The organism is Bifidobacterium sp. SO1, assembly GCF_018555335.1.
Taxonomy (GTDB): domain Bacteria; phylum Actinomycetota; class Actinomycetes; order Actinomycetales; family Bifidobacteriaceae; genus Bifidobacterium; species Bifidobacterium simiiventris.
Genome location: NZ_JAFEJR010000001.1, coordinates 376,286 through 395,728, shown reverse-complemented (window position 1 = coordinate 395,728; position 19,443 = coordinate 376,286). Strand labels below are relative to the sequence as shown.

The 19,443-nt window shown below is 65.5% G+C and carries 12 protein-coding genes; 9 read left to right on the top strand and 3 right to left on the bottom strand.

Features of this window, described 5'->3' with window-relative positions; all coding sequences use genetic code 11:
* The first annotated feature begins 187 nt into the window (after nt 1-187).
* Together JS541_RS01725 and JS541_RS01720 are read left to right on the top strand one after the other, a co-directional pair.
* The gene (locus JS541_RS01725) at nt 188-3,307 is read left to right on the top strand and encodes a beta-galactosidase (protein ID WP_214372604.1); all 3,120 of its coding nucleotides are present in this window, start codon (nt 188-190) and stop codon (nt 3,305-3,307) included.
* 22 nt (nt 3,308-3,329) lie between these two features.
* Entirely contained in the window at nt 3,330-4,421 is a 1,092-nt protein-coding gene (locus JS541_RS01720; protein WP_214372602.1) for a glycoside hydrolase family 43 protein, read from the top strand.
* A 156-nt stretch (nt 4,422-4,577) separates the two neighbouring features.
* Here JS541_RS01720 and JS541_RS01715 read toward each other — a convergent pair whose 3' ends face one another.
* Nucleotides 4,578-5,891, bottom strand: coding sequence for an ATP-binding protein (locus JS541_RS01715; protein WP_214372601.1), 1,314 nt, complete (start codon nt 5,889-5,891; stop codon nt 4,578-4,580).
* 240 nt (nt 5,892-6,131) lie between these two features.
* Here JS541_RS01715 and JS541_RS01710 point away from each other — a divergent pair, with 240 nt between their 5' ends.
* The 7 genes from JS541_RS01710 to JS541_RS14705 all read left to right on the top strand — a co-directional run bounded on the left by JS541_RS01710 (nt 6,132) and on the right by JS541_RS14705 (nt 16,083).
* Nucleotides 6,132-8,339 (top strand): glycoside hydrolase family 127 protein, encoded by a 2,208-nt coding sequence (locus JS541_RS01710; protein WP_214372600.1) that lies wholly within the window; start codon nt 6,132-6,134, stop codon nt 8,337-8,339.
* Nucleotides 8,340-8,526: 187 nt separating this feature from the next.
* Complete coding sequence (locus JS541_RS01705) at nt 8,527-10,185, top strand: ABC transporter substrate-binding protein (RefSeq protein ID WP_214372599.1); 1,659 nt, start codon at nt 8,527-8,529, stop codon at nt 10,183-10,185.
* Nucleotides 10,186-10,262: 77 nt separating this feature from the next.
* Nucleotides 10,263-11,318 (top strand): ABC transporter permease, encoded by a 1,056-nt coding sequence (locus tag JS541_RS01700; protein WP_214372598.1) that lies wholly within the window; start codon nt 10,263-10,265, stop codon nt 11,316-11,318.
* Complete coding sequence (locus tag JS541_RS01695; RefSeq protein ID WP_214372597.1) at nt 11,315-12,127, top strand: ABC transporter permease; 813 nt, start codon at nt 11,315-11,317, stop codon at nt 12,125-12,127. The genes JS541_RS01700 and JS541_RS01695 overlap by 4 nt, the downstream gene beginning before the upstream one ends.
* A 5-nt stretch (nt 12,128-12,132) precedes the next feature.
* On the top strand, nt 12,133-13,764 hold the full coding sequence (locus JS541_RS01690) for an ABC transporter ATP-binding protein (RefSeq protein WP_214372596.1): 1,632 nt from the start codon (nt 12,133-12,135) through the stop codon (nt 13,762-13,764).
* Nucleotides 13,765-13,819: 55 nt separating this feature from the next.
* Nucleotides 13,820-14,947 carry a peptidase C39 family protein gene (locus JS541_RS01685; protein ID WP_214372595.1) on the top strand — a complete coding sequence of 376 codons (1,128 nt, stop codon included), beginning with the start codon at nt 13,820-13,822 and terminating at the stop codon, nt 14,945-14,947.
* A gap of 77 nt (nt 14,948-15,024) precedes the next feature.
* Nucleotides 15,025-16,083: an AraC family transcriptional regulator gene (locus tag JS541_RS14705; protein ID WP_240539194.1), complete on the top strand. Its 1,059-nt coding sequence runs from the start codon at nt 15,025-15,027 to the stop codon at nt 16,081-16,083.
* A gap of 27 nt (nt 16,084-16,110) precedes the next feature.
* Here the strand turns inward: JS541_RS14705 and JS541_RS01670 are convergent, their stop codons facing one another.
* On the bottom strand, nt 16,111-17,052 hold the full coding sequence (locus JS541_RS01670; protein ID WP_214372594.1) for an AEC family transporter: 942 nt from the start codon (nt 17,050-17,052) through the stop codon (nt 16,111-16,113).
* A gap of 72 nt (nt 17,053-17,124) precedes the next feature.
* On the bottom strand, nt 17,125-19,440 hold the full coding sequence (locus tag JS541_RS01665; protein WP_221343549.1) for a DUF6020 family protein: 2,316 nt from the start codon (nt 19,438-19,440) through the stop codon (nt 17,125-17,127).
* Nucleotides 19,441-19,443 lie beyond the last annotated feature (3 nt).

Genomic DNA, 19,443 nt, shown 5'->3' with positions numbered 1-19,443 from the left:
CAGCGCCGCAGGCGACGCGTCAAGAAGAATCCCGTCCGTCTCCTCTTCTGTTCCATTCCGGCCCGTGCGGGTTTTCTCTCCTTTCGCCCCGCACGGGCCTCTTTCATATCGGAATCGGCCCGCGGCCGATGCTGTTCGACGGCATCGCGCGCAGCACGATTCCATTCCTCACACCGAAGCGATCATCATGACAGCATTCACATCTTCAGTCACCTGCGATCACAACCGCATCGTCATCGACGGCAAGCCGCGCGTGCTGCTGTGCGCGTCGCTGTTCCCGTTCCGCGTGCCGCGCGGCCAGTGGCAACAGCGGCTCGACGCCGTCAAACGACTCGGCTACCACGCCATCGACGTGTACATCCCGTGGAACTTCCACGAAACCGCGCCCGGCGTGTGGAACTTCGCCGGCAACCACGACATCGAGGAATTCCTGCGCATGACCCACTCGGCCGGTCTTTACGCGATGGTGCGACCCGGCCCCTACATCTGCTCCGAATGGGACGGCGGCGCGATCCCCGCATGGGTGGCCACCGATCCGGAGCGTGGCGGCGGACGCACCGCGCTGCGCCAGAACAACCTGCGCTTCCTTAACGCCGTACGCGAATGGTACGGCCATATCCTGCCGATCATCGCCCGCCAGCAGTACGGCCACGGCGGCCCGGTCATCGCCGTGCAGGCCGACAACGAACTCGACTTCTACTCCTGCCGTGACCCGCGCGGCTACATCGGCGCGCTCGCCGACATGATGCGCGCGGCCGGCATCGACGTGCCGATCGTCGCATGCGCCGGACAGGGCGACATCGAGCGCGCGTTCGGCGGTGCGGACGGCGTGACCCCGGCCGTCAACCTGTACGCCGACGACAACGGCGTCGACATGGACGCGCACATCCGCTACTACCGTGCGGCCGCCGACCGGTACGACGTGCCGCTGATCGTGACCGAAACGAACCGTTGGCATCGCACGCTGCGCCGCATGGTCGGCGCGGGTGCGCGGTTCGTCGGCCCGTTCCTGCAGGTGTCGGGATGGGATTACGATTTCTCCACATCCGTGAACAATTGGGGTCATCTTGAGTCATATATGACCCATGACTACGATTTCGGCGGCGTGATCGACCCGGCCGGTCAGGAACGCGAGGACGCGGACGACGCGCGCCGGCTGAGCGCGATCATCGCGGCGCTGGGGGAGCGGCTGGCGGCCGCAGAACCGGCCGAATCACAGTCGGTCGCGTTCCGTGCGGCGGGCGTCCGGTCCTGCCACGCCGGGCAAGGTGAGTGTCATGTCGAGCGGAGCGAAGCGGAGTCGAGACATCTTGCTGACGTCGATGCGTCCAATCGAGCAGTCGCCGCGGTCAACACCGAACTCGGCACCGGCATCCTCGATCTGGCGGGCGGCGGCCAGCTGCTCACGCTCACCAATGTTTCCAAGCACGATCTGGCGGTGCCGACCGTGTCAGTCGCGGCCCGCGATCGTGAACTGTCGCTGCCGGACGTGACGGTGCCGACCGGTGCCGGCATGATGATCGTCCGTGATCTTCCGGTGGATGACCGGCTGACGTTGTGTGCGACCAATGGAGAACTGATCGGTCTGCATACCGATACCGTGCAGAATGATCATTTGGGTGAAGATTCGACGAACGTTGCCGGTTCGAGTGAAGACGATGTGCAGAACGACGCGGCATGTGAACGCACCGTGATCGAACTGTCGGCGCCGACCATGTATGCGGGGCAGGTGTGGGCGGCGTTCGCGCCCGGTGAGGATTCCGCGATCGCTGTGAGCAGTCAGTGCGGTGACGTGGAGACGCACATCGAACACGATGCGCTGTTCGTCTCCGGCACCGAAGGATCGGTCGCATTCACCATCTGCGGCGGTGCACGCGCGTACCGGATCGTCGTCTCCCAACCGGTCAAACAGTACGCGCCGACCAGTGCGTCGGTCACGACGGTCACCGAAGTCGAGACGGACGACACGCAGCCGGCATGGTCGAGGATCGATCCGTCGGCGAACGACGGTCGTGCATTGCCAATGGAGGATGTCGGTCGGTATGCCGGGGCCATGCGGTACTCGGCTGCGCTCGACGCTGCGGATTACGGCACTGTGACCGGTGTCGTGCTGCGTGATGCGGCCGATACGATCAGCGTGCGGTACGGGAACCGTGATCTTCTCGGTGCTGACACTGATGATCTCAGCATTCACGATTCCGACATCGACGGTCTTAACATTCACGATTCCGACATCATCGATCATCGTGGCCGCGAAATCTTCACGCCGTGGCAGGCCAACGGCGGCGGGGCTCTCTATGTGCCGTTCGTTCCTGATCGTTTCCGCGCTCATCTGGGCGACGTCGTCGCGGATAGTGTGGTTGAATCCGGCTACGATCCGACCGCGGCCGCATCGCACGAACTGTCCGTCACCGCGCGCATCTGGGGTCACTCCAACTTCGACGACGCACGTCTGCCATCGCTGCGACTGACCGCCAAACGCGGCATCACCGGCGCGCTCGCCGTCAACCAGACCATCGATCTCGGCTCCGGCTGGCTCACCGTCTACGATCCCGACGATCCGGCCGAGGAGCAGCGTCTCCAGCACGCCGGACTCGTGCTCGGCGCCGATCCGGAACCGCGCGGCGGACTCGGCGGACGCACCACCGATGTCTGGCCGCACAAGCTCGCCTACACGCGCGTGCTGCACGTGGGCGATGCGACCGTCGCCGCACTACACGTGCGCCGCGGCGAGGCTCGGCTCGACGTGCGACTCAACGGTCGCACGGTCGGTTCGATCACCCCGCTGCAGCCGACCCTGTGGCTCGGCGAAGTGCACGACGGCGACGAACTCACTGTCGTCGTTTGGCGCGCATGGGGCGAGAACGCCGGGCGCATGACGCTGCTCGCGGGCCGTGAAATCACCGGCTGGACGATGGCCGCACAAGGCCTGCCCGAACTGCGCGCCGCGGCGGATAGTGCGTGTGATGATGTGCGTTCCGTGAAGCTGCCGCTGAGCGTCGCGCCCGGCGAAGGCGTGTGGCTGCGCGTGCCGCGTGCGGCGCTCGCCGATGCCGTGTGCTCGATGAACACGGTCGTGCGGTTCGACGGCGACGGGCTGCAATTGACCGCGTTCACCGACGACCTGTGCCTGGGACGCGTCGTGCTCGGAGGATTGCCGGGCACGATGTTCGGCGGCGGCCACGGCGACCTGTTCCTCGTCCCCGAGGAGTCGGCCGGCGACCTGCGGCTCTACGCCGAAGCCACACGCGACACCGCCGGCACCCTCAACGTCATCACCCTCGGCGGCCCCGTCGACCTCGACTGACACTTTCCCGAAAGGCATCATCATGAAAACCCCCATCGATCTGACCGATCCGTACGGTTACCTGCTCGTCCACTTCATCGAAGACCCCGAGCACTACACCGAACGCATCTACCTCGACCTGTCCGAAGGCGACAATCCCGAACGCTGGCACCCGCTCAACGGCGGCAATCCGATTCTCACGTCCACGCTCGGCACCAAGGGTGTGCGCGACCCGTACCTCGTGCGCAATCCCGAAACCGGCCGCGTCTACATCATCGCCACCGACCTGCAGGTCTTCGCTGGCGGCAGCGGGTCCGACGGCGGCAGCGACTGGTATGCGTTCTCGCATCACGGCAGCACGAACCTGGTCATCTGGTACTCCGACGATCTGATCCACTGGAGCGAGCCGCATACGCTCGACGTGTCCCGTCGCCCCGACGGCACGCATGCCCAGCTCGGCATGGCATGGGCTCCGGAGGCACTGTGGGTGCCGGACTACTATCCGGCTGGTTCCGAGGCCGAACACGGCGGCTCGCGCGGCGCGTTCGTGCTGTACTGGTCGAGCAAGCTGTTCGCCGACGACAACGTCGAGCATAAGGACGATGCCGTGTACGACCGTGTGCTGTGGGGCGCGACAAGCGATTTCACGAACGAGACGTACGAGTACGGCGGCCTGTTCATCGACCTCGGCCGCGACACGATCGACACGACGATGATCCAGCGCGTGCTGCCGGACGGCACGATCCGCACGTATCGCGCGACCAAGGACAACGGCCCGCAGACCTCCAACATCTGGCTCGACTCGACCGATGCGAAGCGCTGGTGGGAGCCGGGAACCGAGTGGCACGTCATCCAGAAGAACATCGGCGTCGACTGGACGCCCGACCATCATGCCGGCGGTGTGGAAGGCCCGGCACTGTTCGCTTCGCACTCGGATGATCGCGTGTATCTGTATGTGGACGTGATTCCGTCCATCGGCTACCGTCCGATGGTGTCGGCCGATCCCGATCGCGGATTCGACTACCTGCGCTCCAACGATTTCTATATGGCCCCGCACACCAAACATGGCGGCGTGATGTCCCTCACCCACGCCGAATACGACCGCATCAAGGCCGCCGACGGCACCATCGGCTGAGACGGATGATCGTTCGCGCTGCCCGGTTCCGGTCGCCGCGCCCCATTCTGTCCCAGCACAACTATTCTCGGAAATCAGCCCCGTCGTCCGGAAACAGTCGCACTGGGATATCGTCAGTGCAACTATTTCCGGACGACTCCATTGGCAATCGGGGCGTTAGCGGATGCGCTCGGCCAGCACCCATGCAGCGTAAAGGGGAATGCTCCTGAGATCACCCTCCACGCCGAAGTTCTTCGCGCTCAGTCGCACCGCATAGGCCGGCCGGTACTTCGCGCGATATGCGACGAGGCTGCGCGCTGTCACATTGCCGCCCGACTTGACCTCGATCGGCACCACGTTGCCGTCGCGGTCGCGTACGATGAACTCCACTTCGCCGCGATTCAGGTTACCCCAGTAGTATGCGGGGATTTCGGCCGCCGTGAGCTGTTGCAGCACGTAGTTCTCGTTCAGCGCGCCGCGGAATGCGGACGCCTTGTCGTCCGCCGGCATCAGATCCGTAAGCGTCACGTCGTAATCGCACGACAGCAGTCCTGTATCGGCCATGTACACCTTGAACGTCGAGGGATCTTCGAATGCCCTGAGCGGCGCGGTCGGTTCGCTCACCTGCGTCAATCGGGTGATGATGCCCGCCGAGACCAGCCACGACAGCGCGCCTTGATACGCGTTGGCGCGACCTCCGGAACGGATCGTCTTGTACTGGAACTTGTGGTTTTCCTTCGCAAGCTGGCGGGGGATGCTGTTCCAGGCCTCGAGGATGCGCTGGGTCTCGCGTGCGGACGAATACTTGGCCATGTCCGCCGTATAGGCCGTGGTGATGTTGCGTTGCAGGGTGCGGGCGGTCTGCAACGAGCCGCCGGATTCGATGTATGCCTTGGTCGGTTCGGGCATGCCGCCGACCAGCGTGTATTCGCGAACCAGCTCCATCGCCTTGTCGTGAAGCATGAATGGCCGGGTCGGGCTGTCGTATGCCTCGCGGATGTCGTCGGCGAGCCGGTCCTCGCCTTTTGCCCACAGGTATTCCTCGAAGTTCATCGGATGCAGCGTGAGCATGTCGACCTTGCCGACGGGGAATGAATATTTGCTGCGGTTCACCTTGACGCCGAGCAGGCTGCCGGCGGCGATGACGTGATACTGCGGTGCATCGTCGCAGAAGTATTTGAGACTGGTCAGCGCCCGTTCGCACAGCTGGATCTCATCCAGAACGATCAGCGTATGCTCGGGGCTGATGTCCATGCGCAGCAGGCTTTCCAGCCCGTGGATGATGTCCGTCGGCGCGATCGATTGGCCGAAAATCGCCGCGGCCCGTTCGTCGCGGGAGAAATCGACGTACGCGATGTTATCGAACGCGCGGTCGGCGAAATGGGTGATCGCATACGTCTTGCCGACCTGCCGTGCCCCGAACAGTACCAGCGGCTTGCGATGCGCGGAATCCTTCCACTGGGCGAGTTGCGAGTCAATCGTTCTGCGCATGACGTACCTTCCGTTGTTAAAAATGCAAAAATATACATTTTTAACATGTTAAAAATGCGTTAACTTACATTTTTAACAGTATAACAGCAATGTGCGGCACTCGGCACAAATCCGTCATCGAGTCCACTTGGTCAACGATTTGTCCACCTATCGGTGCGTGGCGGACGGCGTACGGTAGGCATCGTTCGTCAACGATAACCGGCAATCGGCCGGTCACCGGCATAAGTCAAAGGAGCCGATATGTCTACCGCATCCGCGCAGCCCAACCCGACCGCGCAGCACAGCAAGCCGCTCGCGTTGCGCAACGTCATCGTCACCGACCCGTTCTGGCACACCGAGCAGGAACTCGTGCGCACCGCCGTCATCCCGTTCCAGTGGAACGCGCTCAACGACAACGTTCCCGGCGCCGCCCCCAGCTACTGCATGCACAACTTCAAGGCCGCCGCCGCGCAGAACCAGCGCAAGAACACCGAAGGCAAGAAGTTCGTCCCGCCGGCCTACACCTACCGCGGCTTCGAATCCAAGCCCGAGGACCCCAAGCACCCCGATCCGGACAAGTTCTACGGCTTCGTGTTCCAGGACACGGATTTCTCGAAGTGGATCGAGGCGGTCGGCTACAGCCTGACCCAGCATCCGGACGCCGAACTCGAGGCCACCGCGGACGGCGCGATCGACATCGTGTGCGCGGCGCAGCTCGACAACGGCTACCTCGACACCTATTACATCCTCAACGGCATGGACCGCGCGTTCCACAACCTGCGCTGGCACCACGAACTGTACTGCCTTGGCCACCTGATCGAGGGCGCGATCGCGTATTATGAGGGCACCGGCAAGGACAAGCTGCTCAAGGCCGCCGAGCGTTTCGCCGACTACGTGGGCGAGTACTTCGGTCCGAAGGAAGGCCAGTGCAAGGGCTACCCGGGCCATGAGATCGCCGAGATGGCGCTCGCGCGTCTGGCCGACCTGACCGGCGAAAAGAAGTACCTCGACCTCGCCAAGTTCTTCATCGACGAACGCGGCACCGAACCGAACTACTTCATCTACGAAGGCGAGCGCGACAAGCGCGACGGCTACTCCGACACCAACTGGACGTTCGACTGCGAGTACACGCAGGCCGACAAGCCGGTGCGCGAGCAGAAAGAGGCGGTCGGCCATGCGGTGCGCGCCGGCTACCTGTACTCGGGCATGGCCGCGGTTGCCAAGCTCACCGACGACGCCTCGCTGGTCGAAGCGTGCGAGAACCTGTGGCGCAACATCGTCGACAAGAAGCTGTACATCACCGGCGGCATCGGCGGCACGGTGAACGGCGAGGCGTTCTCGTACGACTACGATCTGCCGAACGACGCCGCGTATTCCGAGTCGTGCGCGGCGATCTCGCTCGCGTTCTTCGCGCGCCGCATGCTTGAGATCGCGCCGAAGGCCGAATACGCTGACGTGATGGAACAGGCGCTGTATAACACGACGCTGGCGGGCATGGCGCTCGACGGCAAGAGCTTCTTCTACGTCAACCCGCTCGAGGTCAACCCGTACGCCTGCCACAAGGACAACCGTGTCGGCCATGTCAAGCCGGTGCGTCAGAAGTGGTTCGGCTGCGCGTGCTGCCCGCCGAACATCGCGCGCATCGTCGAGTCGGTGCAGGAGTACGCGTACACGGTCAGCGACGATACGTCCACCCTGTTCACGCACCTGTACATGGGCGGCGTGGCGCGGGCGACGCTCGGCGGCGCGGACGTGACGCTGGACGTGGCGGCCGAACTGCCGTGGAAGGGCGACGGCGCGGCGACCGTGCGGCTCGGTTCCGAGGAGTCTGCCGACGTGGCCTCCGCGGCGACGTTCACGTTGGCGTTCCGTCTGCCGGGTTGGGCCGGTTCCACGGACGCCGCGGCGGGTGCGATCTCGGCGTCCGGTGAGGCCGACGGCCGTGTCGTGCGTGCGGTGCGTGACGGTTACGTGTACTTCACCGGCCAGTGGCGTGACGGTGACGAGGTGACGTTCGACTTCCCGATGCCGGTGCGCATGATGAAGGCGAATCCGATGGTGCGCGAGGACGCGGGTCGCGTCGCGTTCGTGCGCGGCCCGATCACGTTCTGCGCCGAGGAGCGGGACAACGGCGCGAACCTGCACCTGCTGCACGCGGACGTCGCGGCGATCCTGGCGGACCCGTCGTCGGTGAAGGTCGTGCCGTTCGAGTTCCATGCAGGTGCGGCCGGCATCGACGCGGACGGCCAGGGCGAGGTCGACGAGGTGACCCGCGACATGGTCAAGCTTGAGGTGCCCGCGTGGCGTGAGCCGGTGCCGGCCGGCGCGTCCGCGGAGTCGCCGGCGTTCGCGCCGCTGTACGCCGAGTACCGGCCCGCCAAACGTGAGCCGGTCACCGCGACGCTGATCCCGTACTTCGCGTGGGCCAACCGCGGCGAGAACGAGATGACCGTCTTCCTGCACGACTGATCGCGGCCGTTTCCGTAATACCAATAACCTATAGCGGGCGTGAAATCGTTGAAATTCCAACGATTTCACGCCCGCTATCGTATTTCCCCTCGAAACGCGCATCGGGTAGCGTGGGAGGCAATGGCGCACACAGAGGCTGTGGGGGCTGGAGTGCCGACCAATACCATCACAAGAGGGAAGAAGCATCATGACTCAGTCAACGCAACGCACCATCGTGAAGAAGGTGATCGCGCCCATCGCGCTCGCCCTGTCGTTCTCGCTGGCACTCGCCGGCTGCGGCTCGGCCACGTCGGCGAACGGCGGCGACTCCGTGCAGCCCAGCGAGACCGGCGCGAAGACCACCACCGGCACGCCGCTCAAGGATCTCAAGATCGCCAGCGCCTCCGCGGTCAGCACGCTCAGCGTCAACCAGGAGGCCGGCAGCGCCAACTACCAGCTCGCCGCGCTGTACCAGGAAGGACTCACCGGGGTCGACGCCACCGGCAAGGTCGTGCCCGCGCTCGCCGAAAAGTGGAGCAGCAGCGACAACAAGACATGGGTGTTCGACCTGCGCAAGAACGTGAAGCTGCACGACGGCAGCACGCTCACCGCCGACGACATCCTGGACTCGATCAACACCGCCCGCGACGCCAAGCTCTCGCCGGGCCTGTCGGTCTACTGGCCGGACTACGTCGACAAGGTCGAGAAGACCGGCGACAACCAGATCACCATTACGCTCAAGACCCCGCAGACCGAATTCCCGACGCAGGTCTCGAACGTGGCCGGCCTGTTCGTCACCTCCAAGAAGTTCCGCGAGGAAGCCGGCTCCGACTACGGCTCGGCCAAGAAGCTCATCGACGGCACCGGCCCGTACCAGGTCACCGAATTCGACCCGTCCAGCCACGTGACGCTCAAGAAGTTCAAGGACTACTGGGGCGAGAACGACGGCCCCGACACGGTGCGCGTCGACTTCATCACCGAGGACGCCACGCGCCTGCTCGCCTTCCAGGACGGCAAGGTCGACGCCTCGTTCAACGTGCCCGTCACCAGCGTCGCGCAGTGGACCAAGGATGACGCCAAGGTCACCGCGTACTCCGACCGCTCCTACTACGGCCTGACCTTCGACCAGGGCGTCAAGCCGTTCGACGACATCCACGTGCGCAAGGCGTTCTCCTACGCGCTCGATAAGGACAGCATTGTCAAGGGCGTGCTCAAGGGCTACGGCGAGGTCGCCACCGGCATCGACTCGCCCGAGCAGCTCGCCGGCTGGACCGACAACGACAAGGATAAGGCCGCCGCGAAGGTCAAGGATCTCGGCGCGCTCAGCTACGACATCGACAAGGCCAAGGACGAACTTAAGCAGTCCTCGCAGGCGGGCGGATTCAAGACCACGCTCACGTATCCGACCGGCTACCCGGCCGTCGGCAAGGCGTCGCTCGCGCTCGCCGAATCGCTCAAGCCGCTCGGCATCACGCTCGACGTCAAGGAGATCCCGCTCGAGCAGTGGCTCAGCGAGGTCGGCAACGGCAAGCAGGGCGTGGCGTGGATGATCTACAACCCGACCACCCCGCAGCCGAACGAGGTCACCTCGTGGCTGCTCGCCGCGGGCGGCACGGGCGCGAACCCGGCCAACTGGAAGGACGACGACGTGGCCGCGAAGACCGATTCGATCGGCACGCTCACCGACACGTCCAAGAAGCTCGACATCGTGCTCGACACCACGAAGACCGCACTTGAGCAGGACATCTACTCGCCGGTCTACTGGGGCAAGGCCGCCGTCGCCACGCGCAAGGGCGTCGGCCTGAAGAACATCGACACGTTCTGGCTCGGCACCAACTGGGCCGCCGACTTCGTGCAGCAGCAGTAGGCCGTCGCCAAGCGGTTCCGATTCGATCCATCCGGCTCCCCGCCAAGGGGAGCCTCAACCATGTCTGGAGGGCAACGGTGCGTGCGCTGACTTTTCTCGGCAAACGGCTGGGCAACCTGCTGTTGCTGCTGTTCGTGCTGTCCGTGGTCACGTTCAGCCTGCTGTATCTGACCAACAGCGACCCGGCGCGCACGCTTGCCGGCGCCAAGAAGGTGAGTGCCGCGCAACTGGCCGCGATCCGCGCGCAGTACCATCTCGACGAACCGCTGTGGCGGCAGTACCTGCGCTGGGCCGGCAACCTGCTGCACGGCGACTTCGGCGTGTCCATCCGCACGCAGCTGCCCGTCGCGCAGATGATCGGCCAGCGCGCGTGGATCACGCTCGCGCTGGCGGTGATGGCGTTGGCGATCGCGCTGGTCGTCGGACTGCCGCTGGGAGTGCTCGCTGCACGGCGCAACAGCCGCTGGCAGGACCGGCTCGTCACTGCGCTTGCCGTGGCCGGACTGAGCGCGCCGAGTTTCGCGGTCGGCCTGCTGTTGCTGTACGGACTGTCGGTGCAGCTTGGCTGGTTCCCGATCTACGGCCTGGGAGACGGCGGATTCGTTGACGCGATCTGGCATCTGACATTGCCGGCGATCACGTTGGCGATCGGATTGGTCGCCTCGGTGGTGAAGATCTCGCGCGCCTCGCTGATCAAACAGATCGATACCGACTACACGCTGTTCGCCCGGTCGCGCGGCGTGAGCCGGCGCACGATCCTGCTCGCCCAACTGCGCAACGCATCGCTGCCGATCGTCACGTCGTCGGGACTGCTCATCGCCACGCTGGTGTCCGGCACGGTGATCGTGGAGACGACGTTCTCGATCGGTGGTCTGGGCACGCTGCTGCAGACGTCCGTGACGTTCAAGGACATTCCGACCGTGCAGGCGATCACGATGATCATGGCGACGATCATCTGCGTGGCGACCGCGATCGTCGACGCGTTGGCCGCGCTGATCGACCCGCGGCTGCGCGTGCGGAGGCCGGTCGCCGCTGCGGGACGTGACGACCGTGACCGTCCGGATACGCGTTCCGGTGAAGATGGCGTGAGCAATGATCATGCTGGTGAACAAACGGTGGAGGTGACGCGATGATCGTGAAGATCTGGCACCGATTGCCGCAGATTCTTGCTGTGATCGTGCTGGCGGCCGTGATCGTGCTCAGCGTCGTGCCGGCCCTGAGCGCCGGTGCGCTCGACCAGAACATCCTGCTGTCCACCGCGCCGCCGGACGCCGATCATCCGCTCGGCACCGACGCGCTCGGCCGCGACGTGCTCAAGCTCACGCTGGCCGGCGCGCGCACCGCGGTCACCGGACCGGTTGTCATTGCGGCAGGCGCGATGACCGTCGGACTGGTCTTCGGCCTGACCGCGGCATACGTCGGCGGATGGGTCGACTGGATCATCTCGCGCGTGGTCGAACTTATGCTCTCGCTGCCCACGCTGCTGCTCGCCATCGTCATCGCCGGCGTGATCGGCGGCGGCTACTGGACGAACGTGCTCGTGTTCGTGATCCTCTACGCGCCATACGAGGTGCGGCTCGTGCGTTCGGGCGCGCTCGCGCACATCAACGACCCGTTCCTCGACGCGGCGCGGCTGCTTCAGCTCGGGCCGCTGCGCACGCTGGCATTCCACCTGTTCCCGGTCATCCGGCCGCTGGTGGGCGCCGCCCTGTTCCTCGACATGAGCAACGCGCTCGTGTCGTTGTCGTCGTTGTCGTTCCTTGGTCTCGGCGTCTCCCCGCAGGCGGCCGACTGGGGGCGTCAGCTGTCGGACGCGCGCAACCTGCTGTTCGACAACCCGTTCGCCGCGATCGCGCCCGGCGTGGCCATCATCGTCACGTCGATCGCGCTCAACATCGTCGGCGACTGGATCACCGAAATCAGCGAACGGGAGGAACGGTGAACGTCATGGTCTCAGCGTCATCCACATCATCCGCGGCATCCGCCGAACCGGGGCTCGCCGCAGCCGTCCCCGCCATGCAGGTGCGCGGACTGCACGTGACGATCGCCGGCAAGCCCATCATCCGCGGCGTCGACCTGACGATCCCCGCGAACGCGACCGTCGCCGTGGTCGGCGAATCCGGCTCCGGCAAGTCCGTCACCGCGAAGGCGTTGTCCGGACTGCTGCCCGAACGATCGCGGGCGACCGGCGACTACCGGCTGTTCGGCGAGCCGGTCGATCTCGAATCGGGCGAGCGCGCGTGGCGCAGGCTGCGCGGCGGCATGATCGTGTGGCTGCCGCAGGATCCGTTTTCGTCACTCGACCCGCTGCGCACATGCGGCCGGCAGATCGAGGACGGTCTGCTCGCGGCCGGTCGGCCCGGACACGCGGGTGACGGTTCGCAGACGACCGATCGCGGCAAGCCGGGCAGGGCACAACGTCGCGCCGCCGTCGAACGGCTGCTCACCGACGTCGGACTGCCGCCGGCCGTGGCCGACGCGTATCCGCACGAACTGTCCGGCGGCATGAGGCAGCGCGTCGCCATCGCGGCCGCGCTCGCGCCCGCCCCGCACATCCTCATCGCCGACGAGCCGACCACCGCGCTCGACGCATCCACGCAGGAAACCGTGCTCGACCTGCTCGAATCGTTACGCACGTCGCGGCACATGACGCTGCTGCTCATCACGCACGACCTCGCGCTGGCCGTCGAACGGGCCAATCATCTCGTCGTCTTCCACGGCGGCGAGGTCGTCGAAGAGGGCGGCCGCGACCAGGTCGTGCACCATCCGCGCTCGCCGTACACGCGCGAGCTGCTTGAAGCGCACGCCAAACTGCACGTCGAAGCGCCGGCCGAAACCGGCGGCACCGTCGTCACGGCGAAGCATCTGGTGAAAACCTATCCGGGAGCGTCCTTGCCGGCCGTCGACGACGTGTCGCTCGATGTGCGCGCCGGCGAGATCCTCGGCCTCGTCGGCGAATCCGGCTCCGGCAAATCGACCGTCGCGCGCTGCATCGTCGGTCTGGAAACACCGGATTCCGGCAGTGTCGCCTACACGGGCGACGACGGCAAGCCGACCGGATGGTCGCGCGGCGAGGCACAGCTCGTCTTTCAGAATCCGTACGGGTCGCTCAACCCGACCATGACCGTGCGCCAGACGCTCGCCGAGGCGCTGCGCGTGTCCGGCAAACCGGCCGACGATGCGGCCGTGCGCGCGCTCGTCGCCAAGGTCGGGCTGGAAGCCGAATACATCGACCGCAAGCCCGGCACATTGTCGGGCGGGCAATGCCAGCGCGTCGCCATCGCCCGCGCGCTCGCGCCCGAACCGAAACTGCTGGTCGCCGACGAGGCCGTGACCGCACTCGACGCGAACATCCAGACCCATGTGCTTGAAACGCTGCTGGAACTGCGCTCGCGGCTCGGGCTGGCGATCCTGTTCATTTCGCACGATCTCGACACGGTGCGCCGCATCGCCGACCGCATCGCCGTGATGCGTCACGGCCGCATCGTCGAGACCGGCACCACCGACCAGGTGATGAACCATCCGCGGCACGACTACGTGCGCGGGCTCATCGCCGCCATGCCGCCGTCGCTGGACTGATCGGATATGACCGCGTGTGAGTGCACATGCATGCACATGATAAGGAGTGTGAATCATGACCAGATACTTTGCCCGTGCCGTCGTGCAGGGGCATGCGCCGCGTGAGATCGACGGCGTCGCCATCCCCGAATCGACGGTGGCAGCGCTCGCCAAGGCCGGCGGCGTGCTCGTGCGCACGGTGTACCTGGCGGTTGATGACGGCCGTGGCGATGCCGGTTCGGACGAACGTCGCGATGAACGCGGGGCGGACAATGCCCCGGCCGTCGCGGCGTTGCTGGGTTACCATCGGCCGCACACGGTGCAGCAGAAACTCACCGCGATCGGCGGCGAGCGCCGGCTGTGGCGTGGACTGGTCGCGTTCGCCGAGCAGGAGACGCTGCGCGATCCCGACATCGCCGTGATCAAATACGATCTCGTCCGATCGGATGCGATCGATGCGGCCGGCAATGGAACAGACGATGTGAACAGCGGTGCCGACGGCCGTACCGCAAGCGGATCCGGTCTGACTCCCGGCGCGGAATCCGCCCCGGAACCTCAGACCCCGGCCGATCTGCCGCGAACCGCCGGCGCGGCCGCGCACTACCGGCAGACGACCGAATTCACCTGCGGGCCGGTCGCGGTGCTGACCGCCATGTACCGACTGGGGCTCGCACCACGGCCCACGCGGGCGGAGGAACTGCAGATGTGGCGCGATGCGACGATTGCCGTGGCGTGCGAGCCGTACGGTCTCGCTCTTGCCGCCACTCGCCGCGGGGCGCATCCGTCAATCCGCGTGTCCGCCGCGGGCCCGGTGCTGCATCCGGACAGCCGTCTCGGTATCCTCGACCCGGCGATGGCGCGCGATACGCAGATCGCATTCGAACGGCAGGCTCGAGAGCAGGGCATCGACGTGCAGGTCGCGCCGTTCGATGCTTCGGACATCGCGGCGCTCGTGGATGCCGGCCATGTGGCGGTCGTGCTCATCGACGAGTTGCACATGCACGGCGAAGCGTGCCCGCACTGGGTGACCGTCACTGGTCGCGATCCGGCCAGCGGGGCGCTGCTGATCGACGACCCGTGGACGGATGCCGAGTACGGCGAGACCGGCGTGGACGCATGGCAGCTGCCGGTTCGCCCGGAGGACTTCGATCTGATGATCCGCTATGACGCGCCGCGTTCGGCGCAGGCCATGCTGGTGTTCTGACGTTATCGGTGTGCTCGTCGCCGGGCATGGGTCGCAAGGGGCGCGTGTGTTCGTGCGGCCTGGTTAGGCTGGCGGGTATGGACGTGACGACGTGCCGGCTGGACGGACCGGTGGAATTCGTGTCGATCGGGCGGTTTGTATCCGGCCCGGGATGGCGGCATGCGCGCCGCACGATCGACTCGTTCGAGCTCATGTTCGTGCGCCGCGGCGAACTGCCGATCCGCGTGGGGGCACGTGAAATGCACGTGGGCGCCGGCGAGATCATCCTGCTGCCGGCCGGTGTCGAACACGCGGGCATCGACATCATCACCGACGATCTCGAGTTCTACTGGATGCACGTGCGGCTGCCGGCCACACGCGCGGTCAGCGAATCAGACATCCCGCAGGATGACCGGATACTGATCATTCCTGATCGGAGCCGTATCCCGGATCCCGATCGTGTGGCGGTTCTGTGCGGGCAGATGATTGATCTGTACGCGCGGTTCGGCCCACACCGCAACGTGTACTGCGACTACTTCGCGACGACCCTACTGCTGGAGATCAGCGCGCAGATGCGCTCAGTGATAGCGGTGCCGGCACAGGATGCGCCGCAGACCGGCATCGTTGGCATCCGCACGGACGGTCGACCGATCCTCGCGTCCGATGTCGCCGTCGCCGGGCGCTGGCACGGCGGGGTGTCCGAGGATCTGTCGAATCCAATCCGCCTTGCCATGCTCGCCGGCCGCGACGATCGTGCCTTGCTCGGAACCGGCGTCGGCAATGCGCAACCCGTGCCATACGGCAATCGGCAGGCCGGGCTCGCCCCTATGCTCGCCGTACGTGCGTGGATCATGGCGAACGCAACCGACGATCTCACGGTCGCCGGCATCGCGGCCCGGTTCCACTACTCGCCCAGCTATCTGACCGCCATGTACAAGCGCGTGTTCGGTGTCGGCGTGGTTGAACAGATCGCCGAATACCGCATCGACCGCGCCCGCGAACTGCTCAGCTCCACCACGTCGCCGGTCGCGGACATCGCCCGTGAGGTCGGCTACGCCGATCCCAAATACTTCATGCGCGTGTTCAAACGCCGCACCGGTCTGACGCCGGGCCAGTACCGTGCCGCGTTCCCCAAACGCCTCTACAACAGCGTGTGAGATGGCCTGCCGTGGCGGGAAACGCCGTCAGCTCAGCAGCGCGGCGATGATCGCGATAAACACCGGACTGGTCAGCGTCGAGATCAGGATGCCGTCGCGTGCGAATGTGAGACCCACGTTGTAACGTGCCGCATAGTTGTACACGTTCTGGCCGGTCGGCAGCGCGGCGAGCACCACGCACGCATACAGCACGTTGCCGCGGAAGCCCATCACGAAGTACGCGAGCAGGAACGCGATGATCGGCATCACGATGTTCTTGAGCACCGCGACCGTGAAGATTGCCGGCACGTCGCCCTTCTGCTGCAACGGCTTCGTGCCGTGCAGCGACATGCCGAACGCCATCAGGATCATCGGCACCGCGGATTCGCCGATCATGTTGATCGGGTCGTACAGGTAGTTCGGAATGAACCAGCCGGTTTTCGCGTTGATGGCCGACAGGGCGATGCCCAGCAGCGAGCCGATGAGCAGCGGCTGATGCAGTGGCTGCGTGAGGATCGCTTTGGCCGAGACCTTGCCCTTGGTGGTCACGTCGAGCGCGGTCAGGCCGATCGGCGTGAACAGGGCCTGCTGCATGACCAGGATCGGCGCGACGAGCGCTCCGTTGCCGAGGATGTACGTGGCAATCGGCAGACCGATGTTGTTCGAGTTCAAGTACAGCGAGTTGAGCGAGCCGATGATCGCGTCGGGCGCGCTCATGTGGAAGAACATGCGGTTCAGGATCAGGAAGACCACGCCGACCAGCATCGCGGAGAAGAACGCCACGATGATCGACGAGTGGAAGATGTCGAAAATCGGCTCCTTCGACAGGATCGCGAACATCAGGCATGGGCTCGACACGAAGAAACTGAACCGGTTGAGCACCATCTGGGCGGTCGAACCGCCGATCTGCATACGCGCGGCGATGTACCCCGCCAAAATCACGATGCCGATGACGCAGAAACCTTCCATCGCGCTCAGCAAACCCGCCATGCTCCACCCCTCTTCATCAATCCTGCAACGTTCCCCATAGTGCCACACGCGGCATGTTCCCGCGGGTTCGTCTCATACCGTAAGCGCAGTGCGCGACGTGCGTTTGGCCCGCGACTCGCGCCAGAACGTCAGGCACACGAAGCCGAACACGAACGCGACCGGCAGCATATGCCGTTCGAAATTGTTCGCCGGAGCGGTCGCCATCACGCCCATGAGTAGCAGCAGCGGGAAATGCGTGAGCAGCGTTCGCCAACGTCGCGCGATCACCTCGGCCGCGCCGATCAGCAGCGTCAGCGTCACGTAGAAATTGCCGTGCGTGAGCCATCCGAGCAGCGGGATTTTGCCCCAATGCCGGGCGAACTTCGCCACGGATTCGCGCCAGTCATGGTTCACGAGTTTGAGCCACGTGCTGGTCTTCTGCACGTAGTCGCTGGTCACGTAATAGTCCATCGACACGTACGGCAGGTCGGTCGGATCGAAGTAGCCGAAACATTCCGCCAGCAGCGCGTCGAGCGCGATCACCGGGTTCGCCTTGACGATCTCGAGCCATGCCGCATTGAAGTTGCGCATGTCTGCGGGCGTGACGGTGCGCCACTTGTAGCTCACCTTCTTCGACTGGATGCCCGACGATTTGACCGGGTCGGCGTCCTGCCGGAAATACGCCTCGGCCATCTGGTCGAGGTTGAAGATCGGTTCGAGCTTCCTGCGCGCGTCGGCCGGAATGCCGTTCGGATTGAGCTTGGCGACGCGGGCGATCATCTGCAGCTGCACGCCGCGGCTTTCGATCGGGTCTCCGTTGATGATCATGCCGCTCGAGACCATCAGCGAGATGCCGCCGTGGATCACCAGCGTCGGCAGCAGCAGCGCGACGACATACGTGCGCCAACGTTTGCGGTCGGCGATCAACGCGAGCACGATCTGCGCGGCGATGATATACCACGCGTACTTCGCGGAGATCAGCATCACGCAGGAGGCCGCGGCGAACGCGATTAGCGAACGTTTGCGCAACGGGACGATCCGGTCGAGCGGACGCGTGCCGTCGCGGTTGCCGCGTCGCCACGTCATGTGCAGCTCATACCACACGCCGAACCACCAGACGAACGCGAACGCGAACAGCGGCGACTTCGTCAGCGAGATCGTCGAGAACAGTGCCAGCGGGCAGGTCAGGAAGAACAGCAGGATCACGAACCGCGCGAACCCGCCGGCCGCACGGTTCGGATACGGTTGCGGTCGCAGCCGGGTGATCGTCAGCGATCCCGTCACGCCGCGCTCGGGGCGGGCGAATTCGACCGGCCGCACGTACTGCGGTCGTTCGGGATGCATGTAGTCCGGATCGTCGATCGCGTACGCCGGCCGCAGCCACGGCAGGTTCAGGAACCGGTGCGCGCACGAGGCGACGCAGAAGACGGCGAACAGCCATTGCAGGAAGGACAGCACGACGAAGCCGGCGTCGTTCGAACCGGTCAGGTAGCGCGAGACCGACGCGGCCGAGCCGTATACGACGGTGAGCACGATGTTGTGCTGGTCGGTCAGATACGTGGGCTCGCTCGGCCACATGTAGTGCGCGGTCGGGTAGATGTCCATCGGCACGAACGAGAAGAAGCCGATGTACGGCTGCTTCATGCCGGTCCACTGGTTCCACGCCCAGCTGAACTCGCGGGCCTGCGAGCGCACGTCCGCGCCGAACGCGCTCATGAGCGTGAGCGGCACCCACAGCCAGCCGGCGGCGAGGATGAGCGTGATCTTCCAGCCGCGGTCGGTGGCGCGGGTGATCGCGCGGCCGATGGCGGCGAATGAGACGCGCAGTCCGGTGGCGACGTGGCCGGCTCGCACCTTGCGGCCCCATGCGCGCCATTCCATCGGCAGGTGCCAGGAGTCGGGCAGGATGCGGCGGCCGGTGCCGCGGCGGGCGAGCGCCCAGATGATTGCGAACGTTACTGCGAACGTGAGGATGCTGTACGTGGTGTTCGTGCCCGTCCAGTCGGCGATCGAACCGTCCTCCCAGTACAGCGGGCCGACGCCCACGCACAGGGCTATCCACAGGCGTGCGAGCACGGCCAGCGTCCAGCGGGCGGCCGCGCCGATGCGGGCGGCCGCGCCGATGCGGGCGAGCGCGGCGGCGGGGCGTGGCGGTTGCGTGTGGGCGAGAGTGTCGCCGTGAATACGGTTGCCGGTGTCGCCGGTATGTTCGGTGTCGGTATTGGCATACCTGGCGACGGCCTCCGTGTGCCCGGCGGCAACATCGGCACGCCCGGTGGCGGCATTGTCGGCGGTTTCGCTGGCGCGCCCTGTGGTGTCGGTGACATGCCCGGCGGCGGTGCGCCCGGTGATGCCGGAGCCGCCGATGTGCGGCGTGCCCGGGGTGGCTGCTGACTGGGGTGAGCTCATAAC